We start from the raw sequence: 20,472 nt of genomic DNA, 5'->3' as shown, positions 1-20,472 counted from the left end.
CTCGCGTCGGGGGGTCTGCCTGTTCGCGGTCAACCCGCGTTCGGGGTGAGCTTCTTGGCCCCGGTCATGATGGCGACCGCGTCTTCCATGGAGTGGGACTGCGGAGTGACGACCCCGGCGCAGCCGCCGAGGCGCTGGATGTGGATGCGGTCGGCGACGTCGAAGACGTTGGGCATGTTGTGGCTGATCAGGATGACGCCGAGGCCCTGGTCGCGCAGGTCGCGCACGAGCTTGAGGACCTGGCCCGTCTCGCGGACGCCGAGGGCCGCGGTGGGTTCGTCGAGGATGACGACCCGGCCGCCGAAGGCACCGGCGCGGGCGACGGCCACGGACTGGCGCTGGCCGCCGGAGAGGGTCTCCACAGCCTGGTTGATGTTCTGAAGGGTGCTGATGCCGAGCCGCTTGACGTGGTCGGCGGCCTGTTTCTTCATCTCGCCGGTGTCGAGCATGCGGAACACCGAGCCGAGCACACCCTTGCGGCGGATCTCGCGGGCCAGGAACAGATTGCTGGCGATGTCCAGCGCCGGGGCGACGGCCAGGGTCTGGTAGACGGTCTCGATGCCGGCCTCGCGGGCGTCCTGAGGGCGCTTGAAGCCGACCTCCTTGCCGTCGACGAGGATGCTGCCCCGGTCCGGGACGAGGGCTCCGGACAGGCACTTGATCAGGGTGGACTTGCCGGCGCCGTTGTCACCGATCACGGCGAGGACCTCGCCGGGGTAGAGGGTGAGGTCGACGTCGTTGAGGCCGACTACCCTGCCGAAGACCTTGACCAGGCCCTTGGCTTCGAGCACGGGGGCGGTGGTGGTCGTCACGACTTCACGCTCCGGATCCACTGGTCGACGGAGACAGCCGCGATCACCAGGATGCCGACTGCGAGGACTTGGTAGTTGGGGTCGATGCCGGCCAGCGCGAGGCCGTTGACGAAGACCTGGACGATGAGCGCGCCGATCAGCGAGCCGAGCACCACGCCGCGTCCGCCGAAGAGGCTGGTGCCGCCGATGACGACGGCGGTGATGGACTGCAGGTTGGCGTTGAGACCGCTGTTGGGGTCGCCGCCGCCGACCCGGCCCACCAGGATCCAGGCGCCCACGGCGATGGCGAAACCGCCGACCAGGTAGGCGCTCAGCAGGACCCGGTTGACGGAGATGCCGGCCAGGCGGGAGGCCTCGATGTCGTCGCCCACGGCGTACAGGTGCCGGCCCCACGCGGTGTAGCGCAGCGCGTAGCCGATCACCAGGTAGAGGGCGATCATGAGCAGGACGCCGTAGGTCAGGTTCAGTTGCCCGATGGAGATCGTCTCGCCGCTCCACATGAGGATGTTGCCGGGCTGCAGGGAGATGGTCTGGCCCTTGGCGTAGATCAGCGTGATCGCGGTGAACACGCTCAGGGTGCCGAGGGTGACGATGAACGGTGGCAGCTTGATCCGGGTGACCAGCAGTCCGTTGACGGCCTGGGCGGCGACGGCGACGACCGCTCCGGCGAGCAGGGCGAGCACACCCGGCCAGTGGTTGTCGGCGACGAGCTTCGACATCAGCAGCGAGGAGAGCACCATGACCGCGCCGATGGACAGGTCGATGCCGGCGGTGAGGATGATGACCGTCTGGCCGACGGCGAGCGAGCCGATGACGGCCACCTGCTGGGCGACCAGGGACAGGTTCTGGAGCGCGTAGAAGCGTTCGTTGACCAGGGAGAACACGATGGCGGCGAGCACCAGGACGATCGCCGGGCTGAGGGCCGGCTGCCGGTGCAGCACGGAGTGGAGGCGCTGGGCCGGCGTGGCGGGCCGGTTGAGGAACTCCTCCGCCGGGGCCGGTGTGGCTTGACTGTCCACGTGGGTGGTCACTGGGGGTCCTTCCGGATTTTCCTCGTGGGGCCTCGGTACGGGCGCCGAGGCTGGTGGAGTGCGGGTGCGCCGCCGGGGCGGGGACCGGCGGCGCACCGGCTCGGACGGGGTCAGCTGCCCCAGCAGGCGGAGGCTGCCTGGGACGGGGACTGGACCGTCAGACCACCGAGGGACTTGGCGGCGACCAGCGCGGTGCCGGTGTCGTAGAACGTCTTGCCGTTGGTCACGCTGGGCTTGCTGCCGCCCCGGGCCAGCTTCGCGATGGAGCTGACGCCGAGGGCGGCCATCTTGCCGGGGTACTGCACGGCGTCGGCGGCGAACTCCCCGCTGGTGACGTTCTTCAGGCCGGAGCAGCTGCCGTCGATCGCGTAGATCGCGACGTCCTTCTCCTTGCCGGCTGCCTTGAGGGCGTTGTACGCCCCTTCGCCCGCGGGCTCGTTGATGGCGTAGACGACGTTGATGTCCGGGTTCGAGGACAGGCAGTTCTCCATCGCGGTACGTCCGCCGTCGATGGCGCCCTGGGTGGGCTGATGGCAGGCGATCTTGTACGTGCCGCCCTTGCCGCCGGTGTACTTGCCGGACTTGGCTTCCTTGCCGTTCTCCGTCTTGCTGCCGGGGTCGATGCCCATGCCCTCCAGGAAGCCGTGGTCGCGCTGGATGTCCACGGAGACGACCTGGTTGTTGAACAGGTCGAGCATGGCGACGACCGCGGGCTTGCCGTCCAGGGCCGCCGCCGCGTACTGGCCGACGAGCTTGCCGGCCTGCTCGTTGTCGGTGGCGTAGGTGATGTCGGCGACGTCCGCCGGGTTGGTCGCGGTGTCCAGGGCTATCACGAACAGGCCGGCCTGCTTGGCGCGCTTCAGCGCGGCGTTCACCGCGTCGCCGTTGGTGGTGATCAGGATGCCCTTGTCGCCGCGTGAGATGGCGTTGTCGATGGCGGTGATCTGCGTCTGGGTGTCGCCGTCCGTGGTGCCCGCCGCCACCGTGAGGCTCACGTTGTCCTTGGCCGCCTGGGTCTTGGCGTCCTTCTCCATGCTCACGAAGTACGGGTTGGTGAGCGTCTTCAGGACCAGCGAGACACCCACCTTCCCGTCACCGCCCGACCCGGACGAGGAGGAGCCGGAGTCGGAGGAACCGCAGGCAGCGAGGGTGGCGCCGAGGCACACGGTGATCCCGATCGCTGCCGCCCGGATGCGCCGGCTGCGGCGGCCCGACGTCTGGGTGGAGGACATGTTCATGGCTTGATCCCTTTCGGAGCCGTCCCGTGGTCGACGCTGAGACAACGTTGACTGACCGGGATACTGGGCCCGTATGGACGAGTCCGTCAAGGCACTGGTAGACATACGTCCGCAACGACTGGATAACGCGCTACCGGTTGGAGACAACGATGACTCAGGGCGAACCGCCGCCCCGGTCCCCCCGCAGCCGCCCCACCATGCGTGAGGTGGCGGCGCTGGCCGGCGTGGCCATCAAGACGGTCTCGCGCGTGGTCAACGAGGTCCCCACCGTCGATCCCGCCATCGCCGCCCGGGTGCGCGAAGCGGCCGACAAACTGGGCTACCGGCCCAACCTCACGGCCAGCAGCCTGCGCCGCGGCGACGGCCGTACGGCCACGGTCGGGATGCTCGTCGAGGACGCCGCGAACCCCTTCTCGGCCGCGCTCACCCGCACCGTCGAGAACGTGGCCCGCGCGCGCGGAAGCCTGGTCCTGGTCGGCAGCCTGGACGAGGACCCGGCCAGGGAACGGGAGTTGGCCCAGGCCCTCATCGACCGCCGGGTCGACGGCCTGGTGATCGTCCCGGCCGGACGCGACCACAGTTACCTGATCAGCGAGCAGCGTTCGGGCACGTGCGTGGTCTTCGTCGACCGCGAACCCAGCCTGCTGGACGCGGACGCCGTGGTGTCCGACAACCGGCGGGGCGCGGTCACCGCCGTCGGCCATCTGCTGAAGTCCGGCCACCGCCGGATCGCCTACCTCGGCGACCAGGTGACCATCTCCACCGCGGCCCAGCGCTTCGACGGCTACCGGCACGCCCTGGAACTCGCGCACATCGAGTACGACGACGAGATCGTGCACCACACCGGGGCCAGCGAGGCGGCCGCCATCGAGGCGACCAGGCGGGTCCTCTCCCTGCCGAACCCACCCACGGCACTGTTCACCAGCCAGAACCTGGTGACCATCGGGGCCGTGCGCGCCCTGCGCGCGCTGGGCCTACAGCACTCCGTCGCGCACCTGGGCTTCGACGACTTCCCCCTGGCCGACATCCTCAGCCCGGGGATCTCGGTCATCGCGCAGGACATCGAGCAACTCGGCAGGACGGCCGCCGAGATGCTCTTCCGCAGGCTCGACGGCGACGAGTCCGCCACCACCACCGTCACCGTGCCGACCCGGCTGATCGAGCGGGGCTCCGGCGAGATCCGAGCCGGAGGACATCAGGACTGAAGCGGGGCGGACTGCAAGTCGGCGCTCCCGACGGGGAGTCGGGCGTGGCCGCCTCGCGGCGGCCGAAGGGTCCGAACCCCTGCCGGGAATCAGGCCGCGACCAGCTCCTGCTCGCGCTCCGGCGCCTTGACGCTGGGCTTCTTGTTCGGCAGGGAGAGCCGGACGACCTTGCGCCACGCGGAGAACACCTGCTTGGGCAGCGGCCCGGTGACGTACTCCAGCTCGTACTTCTCGAACAGCGCGCGCACCTTCACCGCGACCTCGGCGTACCGGTTGCTCGGCAGGTCCGGGAACAGGTGGTGCTCGATCTGGTGCGAGAGGTTGCCGGTCATGAAGTGCATGGCCTTGCTGCCGCTGATGTTCGCCGAGCCCATCATCTGGCGCAGGTACCACTGGCCGCGCGTCTCGCCCTTGATCGACCGGCGCTCGAAGACCTGCACACCCTCGGGGAAGTGCCCGCACATGATCACCGAGTGGGACCAGATGTTGCGGACCAGGTTCGCGGTGAACGTGGCGGCGAGCGTGGGGAGGAACGACGGGCCCGACAGCAGCGGGTGGATCACGTAGTCCTTGAGGACCTGCTTGCGGATCTTGCGGCCCACGGCCCTGGCCCGGGCGCGGAACTCCGGGTTCTTGCGGCGGCGCTTGTGGAGGTTCTTGCCGAGTTCGAGGTCGTAGGCGGCGATGCCGTACTCGAAGAAGCAGGCGTTGATGAAGTTCCACAGCGGCTGGCCGAGGTGGAAGGGGTGCCACTTCTGGTCCTCGTCGACGCGCATGATGCCGTAGCCGAGGTCGTTGTCCTTGCCGATCACGTTGGTGTACGTGTGGTGCAGCTCGTTGTGCGAGTGCTTCCACTGGTCGGCCGGGGAGACGTGGTCCCACTCCCAGGTGGTCGAGTGGATCTTCGGGTCGCGCATCCAGTCCCACTGGCCGTGCAGGATGTTGTGGCCGATCTCCATGTTGTCCATGATCTTCGCCACGGAGAGCCCGGCGGTGCCGATCACCCATGCGGGCGGGAAGAGCGAGAACAGCAGCACACCCCTGCTGACCAGTTCGAGCTTGCGCTGCGCCGAGATCACCTTGCGGATGTAGGCGGCGTCCTGCTCACCACGGCTGGCGATCACCTCGTCGCGGATCGCGTCCAGCTCGCGGCCGAGCTCCTCGATCTGCTCCGCGGTCAGGTGGGCGGTGGGGTCGATGGCGGTCAAGGTGCTCCTACCGTTCGATGTCGCACGGGCCCGCCGCGGCGGACACGCAGGTCTGGATGAGGACGCCCGGCTCGGCCTCGGTGATCTCGCCGGTGCGCAGGTCACGGACGGCGCCCGCCTTGAGCGGCGAGACGCAGCCGAAGCAGATGCCCATACGGCACCCGGACGGCATGAGCACACCGGCCTCCTCGCCGACGTCCAGCAACGGCGTGGCGCCGTCCGCGTCGACGGTCCTGCCGGTGGCGCTGAAGGTGACCTCGCCGCCGTCACCGGCGACGACGACGCTGGGGCGGAAGCGCTCGGTGTGCAGACGCTCGGGGACGCCGTGCTCGCTCCAGTGCTTCTCGGCGGCGTCGAGCAGCCCCGCGGGCCCGCACGCCCAGGTCTCGCGCTCGGCCCAGTCGGGCACGAGTTCGTCGAGACGGGTGATGTCGAGCATGCCGTCGGTGTCGGTGTGCAGCTCGGTCAGACGCAGCTTCTTGTCCGCGACCAGCTCGTGCAGGTCCTTGCGGAAGATCACGTCATGGGGCCGGGGCGCGGAGTGGACCATGACGACGTCGTCGAACTCCGTGTCGCGCAGCATGCCCATCACGGGCGTGATGCCGCTGCCGGCCGTCAGATAGAGCACCTTGGCGGGCCTGGTCCGCGGCAGCACGAAGTCACCGGTCGCCTGGTCGAGGTGGATCAGCGTGCCCGGTTTCGCCCTGCGGACCAGATGGTTGCTGACCTTGCCGTCCGGAATCGCCTTCACGGTGATCGTGACGCGGCCGTCCCGGCGGTTGGTCGGCGAGGTGAGGGAGTAGGCGCGCCACAGGCGCACCCCGTCGACGTCGACCCCGATCCGCATGTACTGACCGGCCGTGTGGCCGCGCCAGCCCCGGCCCGGTCTGATCACGATGGTCGCGGCGTCACCCGTCTCCGGGTGCACGGCCTCGATACGCCCCCGCAGGTCCGCGCCCGCACGCAGCGGGCTGACCAGGTCGAGGTAGTCCGACGGCAGCAGCGGCGTCGTGACCATCTCCAGCAGCTTCCACGCCCTGCTGCGGAGGGCAGTACTCGTCATGGCTCCAGCTTGCTGCGTCGCAGGGCGTAAAGTCCTGACCGTAGGACGTGAATCTGGTCGGTGGGATTGTTCGCAGGGAATAGAAACGTGAGCCATGTGATCCGTAGGGCCAGCGAACTGGCCCTGGATGAGACGACCGTCACTGCCCTTCGGGCCGCGCTGAGGACCACCGCCGACGAGGTCGTGCAGGCGATCATCGACGAGGTCCCGCCCTACGCCAACGCCCTTTCGGGCAGCATGGGCGGCACCATCCGCCGAGCCGTCCGCACCGCCCTGGGGCACTACCTGGACCTCGCGAGCGGGAACGCAACCGGCGGCGACGCCAGTGACGCGGCCTACGAGCTGGGCCGCGGCGAGGTCCGCGACGGCCGCTCGATGGACGCCCTGCTCGGCGCCTACCGCGTCGGCGCCCGGGTGGCCTGGCGGTGCCTGGCCGCGGGTGCCGTACCCGCGGGGCTGCCCGCCGCCGAGGTCGCCAAGTTCGCCGAGCTGACCTTCGCCTACATCGACGAGCTGTCCGCCGCGAGCGCCGCGGGCCACGCCGACGAACTGGCGGCCCGGGGCCGGGCCCACGAGCGCCACCTGGAACACCTGGCCCGCGACCTGCTCGCCGGCGCGGGCCCGGACGTACTGCTGGCCTCCGCGCAACGGGCCGGATGGCAGCCTCCGGTCTCACTGACCGCGGTCCTGCTGCCCGCCGCCCAGGCCCGGCCCGCCTACCGCGCGCTCGACCCGAGCACCCTCGTCCTCGACGATCTGCCGGACGCCTTCGGCGTGCTGCTCGTCCCCGATGCCGACCGGTCCCGTCTCCTGCGGCAGCTGACCGACCGCACCGCCGTGGTCGGTCCGGCCCGGCCGTGGACGCGTGCGTCCGCCTCGTACGCGCGCGCCGCACGCGCGCGCTCCCTGTCCTCCGACATCCGCGACACCGAGGACCACCTGCCCGAACTGGTGCTGAGCGCCGACGCGGACGCGTTCGCGGACCTGCGTGCCCGAGCGCTCGCGCCCTTGCGGAACCTGCCCGCCGCGACCGCACGGCGGCTGGAGGAGACGCTGCGGGCCTGGCTGCTGCACCAGGGCAGACGCGACGAGGTGGCGGCGGAGCTGTTCGTCCATCCCCAGACCGTCCGGTACCGGATGTCGCAGCTGCGGGAGCTGTTTCCGGATCTCGCAGCGCCGCAGCGAGTCCTTGAACTGACGCTGGCGCTCGGTCTTCGGGGCGGCTGACGCGCGGCCGATGAGTTTGCGGCTCCCGGCCGGTCCAAGCTCGTGACACCCCACGAAAGGACACCGCCATGTCGGAGCTTCTCGTCGACTTCATCACCTCCCTCGACGGCTGTGCGTCGGGAGAGGGATGGCCCGGGTTCTGGGGCCTCGAAGGCCCGGAGTACCTCGCCTGGCTCGGTGAGCAGCCCGAGGTCACCTATCTGATGGGAGCGAACACCTACCGCCTGATGTCGGGCTTCGCCGCGGGAGAGGTCCCGAGCGGCCAGGACGAGTTCAGGCCGGAGGAGGAGGCGTCCGTCGACGAGCTGACGCAAGCGTCCAAGGTGGTGTTCTCGTCCTCGCTCGATGACCCTCTGACCTGGGCAAACTCCACACTCGTCCGCGACGACGCCGTCGAGAAGGTCCGCGCCATGAAGGCGAGCGGCTCGGGGCTCCTCAGCACGATCGGCAGCCTCAGCCTGTGCCGGTCCCTGCTGCGTGCCGGACTCGTCGACCGCTTCCGGGTCGTGATGTTCCCGGTGATCACCGGGGCCACGGGCGAGGAGCGCATCTACGACGGCTATCCGGACGTCGCCCTCGACATGACCGGGCACCGCACCTTCGACGGCCGCATCCAGCTGGTCGAGTACAGGCCCAGGGTGCTTGAGCATCCGCCGCTCGTCGAGACCGCGAAGTCCACACGCTGAACCGTCCCTTCGCCGCTGTCCCCGCGCGGAGCGGAGCGGCGAAGGGAGAGTTCTCCCGGCCAGGCGGCTCAGACGACTCCGGCTTCGCCCGGTACGGCCTTCTCGGTGCCGGCCTTCGGCTCGGCCGGTGGCTGGTCGGTGGCATCTTCTTCCGTGAAGGGGATCTCCTGGTCGAGGACCTTGCGGGCCCGCGCCGTGTCCAGTGCGCCCTCCCAGCGGGAGACCGCGAAGACGGCGACGCAGTTGCCGAGGAGGTTCGTGGCGACGCGCATCGAGTCCATGATGCGGTCCACGCCGAGCAGGAGGGCCACGGCGCCCGCGGGGATGACGCCCAGGGAACTCGCGGTGGCCGAGAGGGCGAGGAAGGCGGAGCCGGGCACGCCCGCCATGCCCTTGCTGGTGAGCATCAGCACCAGGACCACGGTGACCTGCTGCCCCAGGGTGAGGTCCACACCCACCGCCTGGGCGATGAACAGGGTGGCCACGGACAGATAGATGGAAGCCCCGTCGAGATTGAAGGAGTACCCGGTGGGCAGCACCAGGCCCACGGCGTCGTCCCGGCAGCCCGCCTGCCGGAGCTTCTGCATCATGCGGGGCATGACGCTCTCGCTCGAAGCCGTGCCCAGCGCGAGCAGCATCTCCTCACGGGTGTAGCGCACGAACTTCCACAGGCTCAGCCCGGTGACCGCCTTGAGCGCCACGGACAGCAGGAGCAGGAAGAGCAGGGCGACCGCGTAGCAGACGCCGATGAGCTTGCCGTAGGTCGTCATGACGCCGACGCCGTACTGACCGACCAGGTGGGCGGTGGAGCCGAAGACGGCGAGCGGGGCCAGCCGCATGATGAAGCCGACGACCGTGAAGACGATCTCCTGGACCTGCTCGATGGCGGGCAGGACGGCGGGGACCCTCGACAGTCCGAGGTGCAGCAGTGCGGCGCCGACGAGGCACGCGAGGACCAGGACCTGGAGCAGGGAGTTCTCGGCGAAGGCGCCGACGGCGCTGTCGGGCAGCGAGTGCAGGATGAACTCGCTGGTCGAGGGGAGGGAACCGCCACCGGTCTTCTCGTCCACGGCGGAGGCGTCGAGCTGCGACGGGTCTACGTTCATCCCGGCCCCGGGGGCCACGAGGTTGCCCGCGACCAGGCCGAAGAGAAGCGCGAAGGTGGTCGCCACCTCGAACCAGATCAGCGCCTTGACGCCGATCCTCCCGAAGGCCTTGAGGTCGCCCGCCTTCGTGATGCCGAAGACGACCACGCAGAACACCAGGGGAGCGATGAGGGCCTTGATGAGCCGCACGAAGCCGTCACCGAGAGGCTGGACCGCGGTGCCGGCCTGAGGCCAGAGCGTTCCCACGAGGATGCCGAGCGCGAGCGCACACGCGACCTGCGCGAAGAGTGACAGACGCAGCGTGCGTAGAACGCGTCGCGGCATGGACGGTGCAGACGACGGCACTGGTGCCTCCAAGCATGTTCTGCTATGCGGAAAGTATTTTCCGAAAACGAACTATGCTCGAAGGTCGGGCCCGACAGAAGACCCGTGTTACAAGCGCGTGAAATCTTGGGTGAATCTCCAAACGGTGGCGATGGGCCGGCGGACGGCCAGGGTCGGTTCCGTATACATCCCATGTATGTGGATTCTCACCGCAATATCTGCGGGACAGGCTCGAAATTATGGCGCTGCCTCCCTATAGACATCCCATCTGTCGCTTGGTGATGATGACGCTGCCTTCAGCTGAGACCGCGCTTCCGTCCGCAAGCAGAACCGACCCATGGCTGGGAGATCCGTAGTGACCCGTGCGTCCGAACCGCAGCGAAGAAGCGTTCTCAAGTTCGGCGGTGCGCTCGCCCTCACACCGTTGGCCGACGGCCTCCTCGCGGGACAGGCCGTCGCTGCCGACAGGGCGGAGGCGGCAGCTGTCCGGTGGCCCGTCCTGTCGCGGAAGGCGCTCAAGTACTCGGTGCCCGCCACGGATTGGGAGTCGCAGGCCCTGCCGATCGGCAACGGCCGACTCGGAGCCATGCTCTTCGCCGATCCCTTCGAGGAGCGCATCCAGTTCAACGAGCAGAGTCTGTGGGGCGGGGTCAACAACTACGACAACGCCCTCGCCGGTCAGCCGGACAGCGCCTTCGACACCAGCATGACCGGCTTCGGTTCGTACCGGAACTTCGGTGACCTCGTCGTCGCCTTCGGGTCGCACGGGGCCCGGCCGAAGGTCACGGCCCCCGGAGGGCCGTACAGCTCCTCGTCCTCGGAGGGTGTCGACAAGTCGTACGACGGGACGTCGAGCACCAAGTGGTGTATCGAGGGCCCCGGTTCGAAGGTGCAGTGGCAGGTCGAGCTGCCCGAACCGGTCACCGTCACGTCCTACCGGCTGACCAGTGCCAATGACGTGCCCGAGCGCGACCCGCAGCGGTGGACGCTCTCCGGCTCCGCGGACGGCTCGAGTTGGACCACGCTGGACGACCGCACCCTGACGGCACCCTTCGAAAGCCGTTTCCAGACAAAGGAGTTCACCTGCTCCGACAGCGGGCCGTACCGCTTCTACCGGTTCGACTTCGTCCCCAAGGCGGGCGTCAGCCATTTCCAGGTGAGCGAGATCGGGCTGTCCGGGGTCGACCTCGGCGCCGGCGTCGGTCCGGTGTACCTGTCCTCGCCGAGCGGGCACGCCGACATCTCCCGTTCGGTGGACGGCGATCCCGGCACGGTCTGGCGGGTCGGCGGCGCCGCGAAGACGGTCGTATGGCAGGCGGATCTGGCCGGCGAGGCCGCCGTCACCTCGTACACCCTGACAGCGGCACCGGACCGGCCGCGGGACGACCCCCGGCGGTGGACGCTCCAGGGCTCGCAGGACGGGCAGGCGTGGGTGACGCTCGACACGCAGAGCCCCTCGGCGCCTTTCGCCGGGCGCGGCGAGAGCCGGACCTTCCGGTTCACCAACACCACGGCGTACCGCACCTACCGGCTCACCTTCACCCCCGGTGAGTCGTCCACCGGCTTCCAGATCGCCGAAGTCGCTCTGGCGGGAGCGGAGTTCGACAGCCGCACGCAGAGCACGTTCGTCGATTACCAGCGTGCCCTGGACTTCACCCAAGGGGTGCACAGCACCCGCTTCGGCACGCCGGGGCAGCGATTTCGGCGGGAGGCCTTCGCCAGCCGCTCCGCGGACGTCATGGTCTTCCGGTACACGTCGGAGCGCGCCCGGGGACTCTCCGGAACGATCGCCCTGACGTCCGCACAGGACGGCGCCCCGACGACCGCCGACGCCCGGCAACTGGCTTTCCACGGCGTCATGGGCAACGGCCTGGGGCACGCGTGCGCCGTCCGGGTCCTGCACACCGACGGCACGGTGAGCGCCGACGGTTCGAAGCTCGGGTTCTCCGGCTGCACCACGCTGACCCTGCTGCTCGACGCCCGCACCGACTACAAGCTCGACGCCGCCGCCGGGTGGCGCGGAGCCGACCCACGGGCGGCCGTGGACCGGGCGCTCGCCAAGGCGGCCAAGAGGTCGTACGACGCCCTGCGCGACGACCACACCCGGCAGATTCGCGCTCTCATGAACCGGGTCTCCGTCGACTGGGGCACCTCCGAGGACGCCGTCGTCGCCCTGCCGACCCACGCCCGGCTGGCGCGCTACGCGGCGGGCGGCGACGATCCGACCCTCGAACAGACGATGTTCGACTACGGCCGGTACCTGCTGATCAGCTCCTCCCGCCCGGGCGGCCTGCCCGCCAACCTCCAGGGCCTGTGGAACGACAGCAACTCGCCCGCCTGGGCCTCCGATTACCACACCAACATCAACATCCAGATGAACTACTGGGGGGCCGAGACGACGAACCTGCCGGAGTGCCACGAGGCGCTCGTCGAGTTCGTCAAGCAGGTCGCGGTACCGAGCCGTGTGGCCACCCGCAACGCCTTCGGCGCGGACACCCGCGGCTGGACCGCCCGCACCAGCCAGAGCGTCTTCGGCGGCAACGCGTGGGAGTGGAACACCGTCGCGAGCGCCTGGTACGCCCAACACCTCTACGAACACTGGGCGTTCACCCAGGACGTGAAGTACCTCCGCACCGTCGCGTACCCGATGATCAAGGAGATCTGCGAGTTCTGGGAGGACCACCTCAAGGAGCGCGAGGACGGACTCCTCGTCTCGCCGGACGGCTGGTCACCCGAGCACGGGCCGCGCGAGGACGGCGTCATGTACGACCAGCAGATCATCTGGGACCTGTTCCAGAACTACCTCGACTGCGAGGCGGTGCTCAAGGCCGACCCCGCCCACCGGGCCAAGGTCGCCGACATGCAGGCGCGGCTCGCGCCGAACAAGATAGGAAAGTGGGGGCAGTTGCAGGAATGGCAGGAGGACATCGACGACCCCGCCGACATCCACCGCCACACCTCGCACCTCTTCGCGGTCTACCCCGGCCGTCAAATCACCCCGAGGACAGCCGACTTCGCGGCCGCCGCCCTCGTCTCGCTCAAGGCGAGGTGCGGTGAGAAGGAAGGGGTTCCCTTCACCGCGGCGACGGTGTCGGGGGACAGCCGCCGCTCGTGGACCTGGCCGTGGCGGGCCGCGCTCTTCGCCCGCCTCGGTGACGGGCACCGCGCCCAGATCATGCTGCGCGGGCTGCTGACGTACAACACGCTGCCCAACCTGTTCTGCAACCACCCGCCCTTCCAGATGGACGGCAACTTCGGCATCTCGGGCGCGGTGGTGGAGATGCTCCTCCAGAGCCACGACGGCGTCGTCCACCTGCTGCCCGCCCTGCCCGACGGCTGGAAGGCCAAAGGCTCCTTCACCGGGCTCCGAGCCCGCGGCGGCTACGAGGTCAGTTGCGCGTGGCGGGACGGGAAGGTCACGTCGTACAAGATCGTGGCCGACCGCGCACGGGACCGCGAGAAGATCACCGTGCGCGTCAACGGCTCCGAGACGAAGGTGAAGCCGGACAGGTCCTGACCCCCTGACGGGGGCGACCTCAGTACGTGCCGGAGCTGTTCACCGGCCGGTCGCGGGCCACCCGCGTCCCGGCGGGCCCGCCGTGGTTCTGATACGCCCCGCCGGACGGTTGCGTCCGGCGGGGCGTCGTGAGAGGTGCTGTCAGCCGATGGGATAGGCCCGGATCACCTGCTGGCTGAAGGTGTTGCCGGAGTGGTCCGTGCCGGTGGCGCGCAGCGAGACCCAGCCGTTGCCGGAGCCGGCGGCGGGGTGGGTCACGGTGGCCAGTCCGGCCGTGCCGCGGACCTTCGCGGGGACGGTCGTCCAGGTGGTGCCGTCGTCGTAGGACACCTCGACCTTCACCGCGTCGAGGCGCCGGTGCCCGCCCGGCCCCTGCTGCTGCACCGTGAACGGCAGGGTGACCTCGGTGGCCGCCGGGGCGAGGCCGTTCAGGTCCGTGCGGGGCTGGAAGCGCAGCACGGTCAGCGGGAGCGCGGTGGACGTCTCGGTGGTTGCTGAGGAGAACGTCCAGGCGGCGTCGATCCGCTGCGAGCGCTGGCCGTGCCAACTGGTGCTGCGGGACGCGGAGACGTCGAGCCGGTAGTCGGCGTCGCCGGCGGGCACGTCCCAGAACGAGGTGAAGTTGTCGAAGTGCGTCTCGTCCTGCCAGGGGCTGTTCAGCCTGCCGACCAGGGTCCCGTTGCGGTAGAGGGTCGCCGAACCCCGGCTGAAGGCACGGTCGTTGTAGTTGTAGTGGTTCGGGTCCGAGTCGCCCCACAGGGACAGGGCGGGGGTGATGCGGTTGCCGGTGCGGTCGAGGAACTGCCCGTTGACGGGTAGCGCCGGGCCGACCACCGGAAGGTTCCAGGCCTCCTCCGTGGTCGTGCCCGGGCGATAGCTGCGGGGGTTGGACCGCTGGCTGCCGAGCGAGTAGTAGCTGTCGCCGTCCGGGGTCATGTACGGCCCGAGGACCCCGGTCCAGGTGACGTCCGGGTCGGCGCTGTAGTACTCCACCCGCTTGGCTGCGAGCGGCACGTTGCGCACCACCGAGACGAGGCTGGTCTGGCCGCCCAGGAAGCCCGAGATGATCCGGGCCGCTCCGGCCCGCGAGCCGTCGCGCTTGCCGTAGGTGGCGTTCACCTTGGCGAGCTTGTGCAGCGGGACGTCGTAGGAGAGCCGGCCGGGGATGCCGCCCTTCTTCTCCTCCAGCAGTGAGTAGACCGGGCTGGCCAGCAGTGCCTCGGGGTCCGTCGTGGCGGCCAGGGTGGTCCGGTGGTAGTAGCGGAAGGACGCGTCGCGCTCCGTGGCCGGGGTGGGCACGGCGGACAGGGCCGAGGTCGAGTAGTACGGGGAGAAGACACCGAAGGACGAGTTCTCCCGGTTGCCCGCGGCGTCGACCGCGGTGGTCTGCGCTCCGAAGTCACGGAACAGAGGGGTGACCGTGTCGTCCGGGACGCCGACGGACGCGGGCCTGCCCTTGCGGGCGTCGAACCGCACCGAGACGTCCGAACCGAGGTCGACCGCGGGCCGGCCGTCCAGCGTGGTGTCCGTGACCGCCCGCGTGTCCGGGTTGGTCGTGGTGGTGAGAGCGGTGAGGGCGTACCGGCCCTTGGGCAGCCGGACGCGCGCCTCGGGGGTGGCCGTGTTGATCAGGGCGCTCGGCGCGAAGCCGGTCTGGTCGAGGCGGTGGATGACGACCGCAGTCCAGTAGGGCGCGACAGGCGTGTTCCCGTTCCGGTCGAGGGCGGTGAGGGAGAGGGTGTGGCTCTCCTCCTCGAACTGCGCCCCGACCAGCGTCTCGACGCGGGTGCCGCCGTCGGCCGTGGTCGCTTCGAGGCGCCAGGCGTACGTTCCCCCGCCGGCCGGGATGCCCGTCGTCGGGTCGATCGCCACGTCCAGCGTGGCGGTGCCGTGGGCCGGCACGGTGACCTCGTCGGCGGACAGCCGCAGGGTGCCCTCCGGTGCCGTCGCTCCCTCCGGCGAGGTGAGCGACGGACGGACCGTCAGGGCCACCGGCCCGTCACCGTCGTTGCGGTAGGTGACGGTCCGGGTCTCGGCCTTGTGCGCGGTGTGCGGCCAGGTGAACGGCCCCACCGTCGTACTGGCGGGGGAGGCCGTGACGGACTGGCCGGTGCCCCGGGCCACGTCGGCCAGACCGCTGCCCTGGACCAGGACGCTCTGCCCCGGCTGCGGGTTCGCCGTGGACATGAGGGCGTCCTTGAGCCGCTCGCCGTCCCAGTCGGGGTGCCTCTGGGCGAGCAGGGCCACGGCACCCGCCGTCGCCGGGGTGGCCATGGACGTGCCGGACAGGGCCGTGTAGTTGTCGTCGATCGGGCCCTGTGGCCCGGCGGGGTCGACGTCGCCGACCGGCGTGCCCTTGGCGCGGGCCGAGACCACGGCGACGCCGGGGGCGGTGATGTCCGGCTTGAGAGCGCCGTCCCCGAGGCGGGGACCTCGGCTGGAGAAGGACGCGATCGCGCCCGTGGAGTCCACCGCGCCGACGGTGAGGGCCGTGTCGGCGGCGCCCGGAGCGCCGATGGTGGTCGCGTCCGGCCCGGTGTTCCCGGCCGCGACGACGAAGAGGGTGTCGCTGTTCGCCGACAGGGAGTTCAGCGCATCGGAGAGCGGGTCCGTGCCGGTGCTCGGGGCCCGGGTGCCGAGGCTGAGGTTGACGACGTCGGCGCCCTGCGCCACCGCCCACTCCATACCGGCGACGATGTCGGAGCTGAGGCCGCTGCCACCGGCGTCCATGACCTTGCCGATCAGCAGCGAGGCGCCGGGCGCCACGCCCTCGTACCGGCCGCCCGAGGCCGCGCCGCTGCCCGCGACGATGCCGGCCACATGGGTGCCGTGACCGTTGTCGTCGTCGGCGTTGGCGGAGCCGGTGATCAGGTTCCGCTCCGAGGTGACCTTTCCCTGAAGGTCGGGATGGTCGCGCTTGACGCCCGTGTCGAGGACGGCGACCTTCACGCCCTCGCCGGTGTATCCGGCCGCGCGGGCCGCCGGGACGCCCATCTGTACGTTGCCCACGTCGTCACGGGCCTCGACCGGGGCGTCCAGCCACACCTTGGTCAGGCCCGGCTTGAGCCGGGCGGAGCCGCCCGCCCCCGTCTCGCGGACGAGGTCCGCCCAGAACCCGGCCGCCCTGTCGTGGTCCTCCGTCACGGCGGTGGCGTCGATGCTCCTCAGTTCGTGGCGGACATCGGCACCGTCGGCCGAGGCCAGCGCGGCGGGCGTACGGTCCCCGGTGTGCCCGACGATCAGCGGCAGCGCGTCACGCGCGGGGTCGGCGTAGCCGTCGCGGGTGAGGGCGGTGACGTCGAACAGCCGGGCGTCCAGGGTTCCGTCGGACACCAGGCCCAGCGCGTCCGACGGGATGACACTGAACGCGCCCGCCTCCTCGCGCTGGTAGAACACGATGTCCGAGCGCCCCGCTCCGGCCCGCACCTCCACTGAGCGTCTGCCGCCGCCGAGTTCGGTGACCTGGACGACGTCGCCGGTGATCAGGGTGATGGCCGTGGGGTCGGAGCCGGGGGCGGTGGGGGAGGCCGCGGAGACGGCCGGCGGTGACGCGGCGAGTACGGCGCCGGTCAGGGCGATGGCCAGGGCGGCGGCCGCCGACCGGGGGCGGGTGGGGCGTCTGCGGGATGCGGGGGGTGTCAAGGAGAGTTCCCTTTCCGGGCGCGGAAGGTGGGGGCGGAGGGGAGGAAGGCCCGTTCAGAGGGGTTCGAACCGGCTTTCCTCCCGCACCTCGTCGGCGGGCTCCTCCTCGCCGACGGGGGACTCGGGCGGACAGAGCGGACCGCTTTCGTCCTGCTCGTCCTGCTCGTCTCGTGCGGGGCAGGGCGGCTGTCCGTGCGGGTCGACTCGCATGCACATCAGCGTGCTGGGTCACCCTGCCCACGGCGATCGGTCAGCCGACCGAAAAGTTAACCGCGCGGTGCCGCTTCCCCGCTGGCCCCCAACTCATCTGTGTCCAGGGCCAGTACGCCGGTCTCGACGGCGGCCCGGACCACGGCGGTCCGTGACGAGACCCGCAACTTGCGCATCGCCGAGCTGAGTTGAGTGGCGACGGTCTTCGGGGACACGAACAGGGCCTCGGCCACCGCCCGGTTGGTCATCCCCTGCGCGACCAGTGCCACCACCTGCCGCTCCCGGGGAGAGAGCCGGGTGCCGTAGCCGCGCGGGCCCCGGCGCCAGGGACGGGACACCTCCACGCCGTGCTCACGCAGGAGTTGGGCCACCCGGTCCGCGTCGGTGCGCGCGCCCAGTGTCCACAGCCGTTCCTGCGCGGTACCGAGGAGCGCGAGTGCCGGATCGGGTCTTCCGAGGCGCAGCAGACAGCGGCCCTGCCGCTCCAGGGCGAGCAACTCGTCGTACGGGCGCGGCAGCCGGGCCCACATCGAGGCAGCTGTCGCGAATGCCCCCGCGGCTCGGTCGAGTTCGCCGCGGGCCTCGGCGAGGATCGCGCGGCCGAGGGACAGTGCGGCCACGGCCGACGGCGCGTCCCGGCCGCCGGTCCCGTCCGCGTACCGGCCGAGCAACTGCTCGGCACGGTCCGGCCGGCCGACGCCGGACAGGGCGTCGAGGCGGGGTCCGAGGGCATCGGTCGCCCACAGCCACGCGTCCTTGTGCCCGGCCAACTCGACCACCCGGCCAGTGACGTCGAGGGCCGCCTCCCAGTCGCCGTCGGCCACGTAGGACCGGGCGAGGGCGGCGGCCGAGAGACCGGCCTCGGGCTCGCACAGGCCCGTCTCGGCGAACTCGTCGGCCATCTCCCGCAGTCGCCGACGCGCTTCGACACCGTCGCTCGCGGCGAGGGCGAGCACGGCGCGGATCTGCCGGATCAGCCTGGTGCCGTACGGATTGGCGTTCCGGTCGGTCGCCAGCTCGGCGGCCGTCTCCTCCAGGCCCGCCCAGTTCCCCGTGCAGAAGTCCAGATAGAGGAACGGGACGCGTACCGTCGCGGTCAGCCGTCCGTACCCGATCTCCGCCACGAGTGCGGCCGCCGCCGTCAGCCGTGAGCGGGCCTCGTCGTAGCGGCCCCAGGCGATGGACATCTGGCCGACGTTGAAGTGGAACCGGGCGAGCAGTCTGTGCTCCGGCACCGAGGCGGGGGCCGTCGTCCGCTGGATCTCGTCGGCCGCCCGCCAGCCCTCCTCCTCGCCGAGCAGCAGCAGGGCCGAGGCGCAGTTCGTCGTCACCCTGAGCCGGTCGGAAGGGGACGCGATCTCCGGCAGGAGCGCCGCCGCGCGCGCGAGCCAGGCGCGGTGCCGGGCACCCGGCCAGTGCGGTACCAGCGGCATGCCCAGGGTGGACATCGCGGGACCGGCCAGCTCGGGCCGGTCCCGCAGATGGGCGACGGCGGCCTCGATCTCGTCGAAAGCGGCCGACTCCTGCCCGACGTCCCGCAGCAGCCGGCCCAGCAGCAACTGGATCTCGCCGCGGTGCGCCCGGGCCAGATCGTCGTACGACAGGACATGCCGTACGGCGTCCAGAACGCCCCGCGCGAGATCGCTGACGTCCCGTGCGCCGAAGACGGCCGCACCGCCCATCTTGCGCACCAGCCGCGACCGGTCCTCGGTCGGCAGCGACTCGGCTCCGAGCAGGCTCAGCAGGGTCACCACGGCGGCGCGGTCGTCGCCGGACTCCAGGGCCACGTCGGCGCTGACCTCCCCGTACCGGCACCAGCCCTCGACGTCACCGGCCTCACGGCAGTGCCGGAAGAGCCGGGCGATGGGTTCCGGCCGCAGCGGGCGCAGGCTCACCGCGGCCCTGGCGTGCAGCCGGCGCCGGTTCGGCGCGGGGAGCGACTCGTGGACGGCGAGCCGGTCCAGGGCGTGCCGGTAGGCGTAGGCCCCGGGCGTCCACTCGCGCAGCAGGCCCGAGCCGAGCGCCGCCGCGAGCCCCTTCAGTACGTCGTCGGGCGGGAGGCCCGCCACCTCGGCGATCAGCGATTCGTCGGAGGGGGCGTCCAGGACGGCGGCGGCCTCCAGAACACCGCGGGCGCCGCCGTCGAGCCGCGCGACCCGTTCCAGTACCGAGTCCCGCAGCGTCGAGGGCACCTTCAGCTCGGCGAGCACCCGGCCTATCCAGGTGCCGTCGCGGTGCACCACGTCCTCGCGGTCGCGCAGCAGCAGGACGCACTCCTCCAGGGCGAGCGGCACCCCGTCGGTGTGCTCGTGCAGGAAGGACACGAACTCCGTCGACACGGCGGGGGTGTCGAACATGGAGGCGACCAACGCGTGGGTGGCGGCCAGGTCCAGCGGCTCCAGCGTCATGCGTACGAACGACACGTCCGCCGGTACCCGGGAGGTCAGCCGGGACAGGAGCGAGCCGGCCGCCACCTCGTCCGGGCGGAAGGTGACGACGACCGACATGTCGGTGCTGCCGGTGGTGGTGAGAGTGAGGAGCCATTCCAGAGTCGCCGGGTCCGCCCAGTGGACGTCCTCGATGACCAGGACCCTGACGTCGAGTCGCCCCACCATTTCGGTGAGTGCGCTCAGGAGGCGGTGCCGGGTCGCCCGGGGGTCCGGGAGCCCTTGCGGAGGCGGCGGCAGCTGGTCCGCCCAGTCGGGGAGCAGGGGCCGTAACACCCCGGCCAGGGGCGAGAGTTGGAGGCCTGAGGGGGGAGTGGGGCACATCCGGCGAAGGGCGTCGACGACGGCGCCGAGGGTGAAGGGCTCGGGCAGCGGCGGGCAGGTGGCGATCAGCGCACCACGTTCGTCCGGTGGGCCGACGGCTTCCCGGACGAGCCGCGACTTGCCGATTCCGGGCTCACCCTCGATCACGACGAAAGCCGGTCCGCGCTCCAGGACGGCACGCACTGCGGCGAGTTCGGCACCGCGACCCACGAAGTCCGGGGCGGGGCGCGGGGCTTGCGGGGGTAGGGCCGGACGGCGCGTCGCCCCGCGCGGTTCCTTGCGACTCGCAGCACTCGGCAACCCGCGACCTCCGGAATCCTGTCGGAGCGGGCTCCCATATTGTCATGCTCCGGGCAGCCAACTCTGCGCTCGCCGAACGCTGATGACCGTCCGTACGGACCGCGAGAGTTCCGCGGCGAGGGAAGGGCCTCA

Annotated in this window: 13 protein-coding genes; 4 read left to right on the top strand and 9 right to left on the bottom strand. The window is 70.8% G+C overall.

Translation table 11 applies throughout. From position 1 onward, the window contains the following. Positions 1–29 precede the first annotated feature (29 nt). The 3 genes from G3I78_RS05590 to G3I78_RS05580 form a co-directional block, all read right to left on the bottom strand. A complete protein-coding gene (locus tag G3I78_RS05590; RefSeq protein ID WP_164421661.1) occupies positions 30–812 on the bottom strand; it encodes an ATP-binding cassette domain-containing protein in 783 nt (260 codons plus the stop codon). Next, positions 809–1,843, bottom strand: a complete 1,035-nt coding sequence (locus G3I78_RS05585; RefSeq protein ID WP_164421660.1) for an ABC transporter permease — start codon at positions 1,841–1,843, stop codon at positions 809–811. Before G3I78_RS05585 ends, G3I78_RS05590 begins: the two co-directional genes overlap by 4 nt. 110 nt (positions 1,844–1,953) lie before the next feature. Next, positions 1,954–3,081, bottom strand: a complete 1,128-nt coding sequence (locus G3I78_RS05580) for a substrate-binding domain-containing protein (RefSeq protein ID WP_203614392.1) — start codon at positions 3,079–3,081, stop codon at positions 1,954–1,956. Positions 3,082–3,230: 149 nt separating this feature from the next. Between G3I78_RS05580 and G3I78_RS05575 the strand changes: the two genes are divergently transcribed. Continuing rightward, complete coding sequence (locus G3I78_RS05575) at positions 3,231–4,286, top strand: LacI family DNA-binding transcriptional regulator (RefSeq protein WP_164421659.1); 1,056 nt, start codon at positions 3,231–3,233, stop codon at positions 4,284–4,286. 89 nt (positions 4,287–4,375) lie between these two features. Here G3I78_RS05575 and G3I78_RS05570 read toward each other — a convergent pair whose 3' ends face one another. Next, on the bottom strand, positions 4,376–5,494 hold the full coding sequence (locus G3I78_RS05570; protein WP_164421658.1) for an acyl-CoA desaturase: 1,119 nt from the start codon (positions 5,492–5,494) through the stop codon (positions 4,376–4,378). A 7-nt stretch (positions 5,495–5,501) separates the two neighbouring features. Continuing rightward, entirely contained in the window at positions 5,502–6,557 is a 1,056-nt protein-coding gene (locus G3I78_RS05565; protein ID WP_164421657.1) for a ferredoxin reductase, read from the bottom strand. A gap of 87 nt (positions 6,558–6,644) precedes the next feature. Between G3I78_RS05565 and G3I78_RS05560 the strand changes: the two genes are divergently transcribed. Together G3I78_RS05560 and G3I78_RS05555 are read left to right on the top strand one after the other, a co-directional pair. Continuing rightward, positions 6,645–7,784 (top strand): PucR family transcriptional regulator, encoded by a 1,140-nt coding sequence (locus G3I78_RS05560; RefSeq protein ID WP_164421656.1) that lies wholly within the window; start codon positions 6,645–6,647, stop codon positions 7,782–7,784. A gap of 68 nt (positions 7,785–7,852) precedes the next feature. Further along, positions 7,853–8,470: a dihydrofolate reductase family protein gene (locus tag G3I78_RS05555; RefSeq protein WP_164421655.1), complete on the top strand. Its 618-nt coding sequence runs from the start codon at positions 7,853–7,855 to the stop codon at positions 8,468–8,470. Positions 8,471–8,538: 68 nt separating this feature from the next. Here G3I78_RS05555 and G3I78_RS05550 read toward each other — a convergent pair whose 3' ends face one another. Then, the gene (locus tag G3I78_RS05550; RefSeq protein WP_164421654.1) at positions 8,539–9,921 is read right to left on the bottom strand and encodes a cation:dicarboxylase symporter family transporter; all 1,383 of its coding nucleotides are present in this window, start codon (positions 9,919–9,921) and stop codon (positions 8,539–8,541) included. Positions 9,922–10,255: 334 nt separating this feature from the next. Here G3I78_RS05550 and G3I78_RS05545 point away from each other — a divergent pair, with 334 nt between their 5' ends. Then, entirely contained in the window at positions 10,256–13,417 is a 3,162-nt protein-coding gene (locus G3I78_RS05545) for a glycoside hydrolase N-terminal domain-containing protein (protein ID WP_164421653.1), read from the top strand. Positions 13,418–13,558: 141 nt separating this feature from the next. Here the strand turns inward: G3I78_RS05545 and G3I78_RS05540 are convergent, their stop codons facing one another. The 3 genes from G3I78_RS05540 to G3I78_RS05530 are packed head-to-tail and all read right to left on the bottom strand — an operon-like array spanning position 13,559 to position 20,250. Further along, positions 13,559–17,059 carry a S8 family peptidase gene (locus G3I78_RS05540; RefSeq protein WP_164421652.1) on the bottom strand — a complete coding sequence of 1,167 codons (3,501 nt, stop codon included), beginning with the start codon at positions 17,057–17,059 and terminating at the stop codon, positions 13,559–13,561. A gap of 54 nt (positions 17,060–17,113) precedes the next feature. Beyond that, positions 17,114–17,269, bottom strand: coding sequence for a hypothetical protein (locus tag G3I78_RS05535; protein ID WP_164421651.1), 156 nt, complete (start codon positions 17,267–17,269; stop codon positions 17,114–17,116). 56 nt (positions 17,270–17,325) lie between these two features. Continuing rightward, positions 17,326–20,250 (bottom strand): LuxR family transcriptional regulator, encoded by a 2,925-nt coding sequence (locus G3I78_RS05530; RefSeq protein ID WP_164421650.1) that lies wholly within the window; start codon positions 20,248–20,250, stop codon positions 17,326–17,328. Positions 20,251–20,472 lie beyond the last annotated feature (222 nt).

Origin of the sequence: Streptomyces sp. SID13726, assembly GCF_010548375.1 — a bacterium.
Lineage (GTDB): Bacteria > Actinomycetota > Actinomycetes > Streptomycetales > Streptomycetaceae > Streptomyces.
The sequence above is the reverse complement of the archived record's forward strand: the minus strand, read 5'-3'. Positions and strand labels throughout refer to the sequence as shown.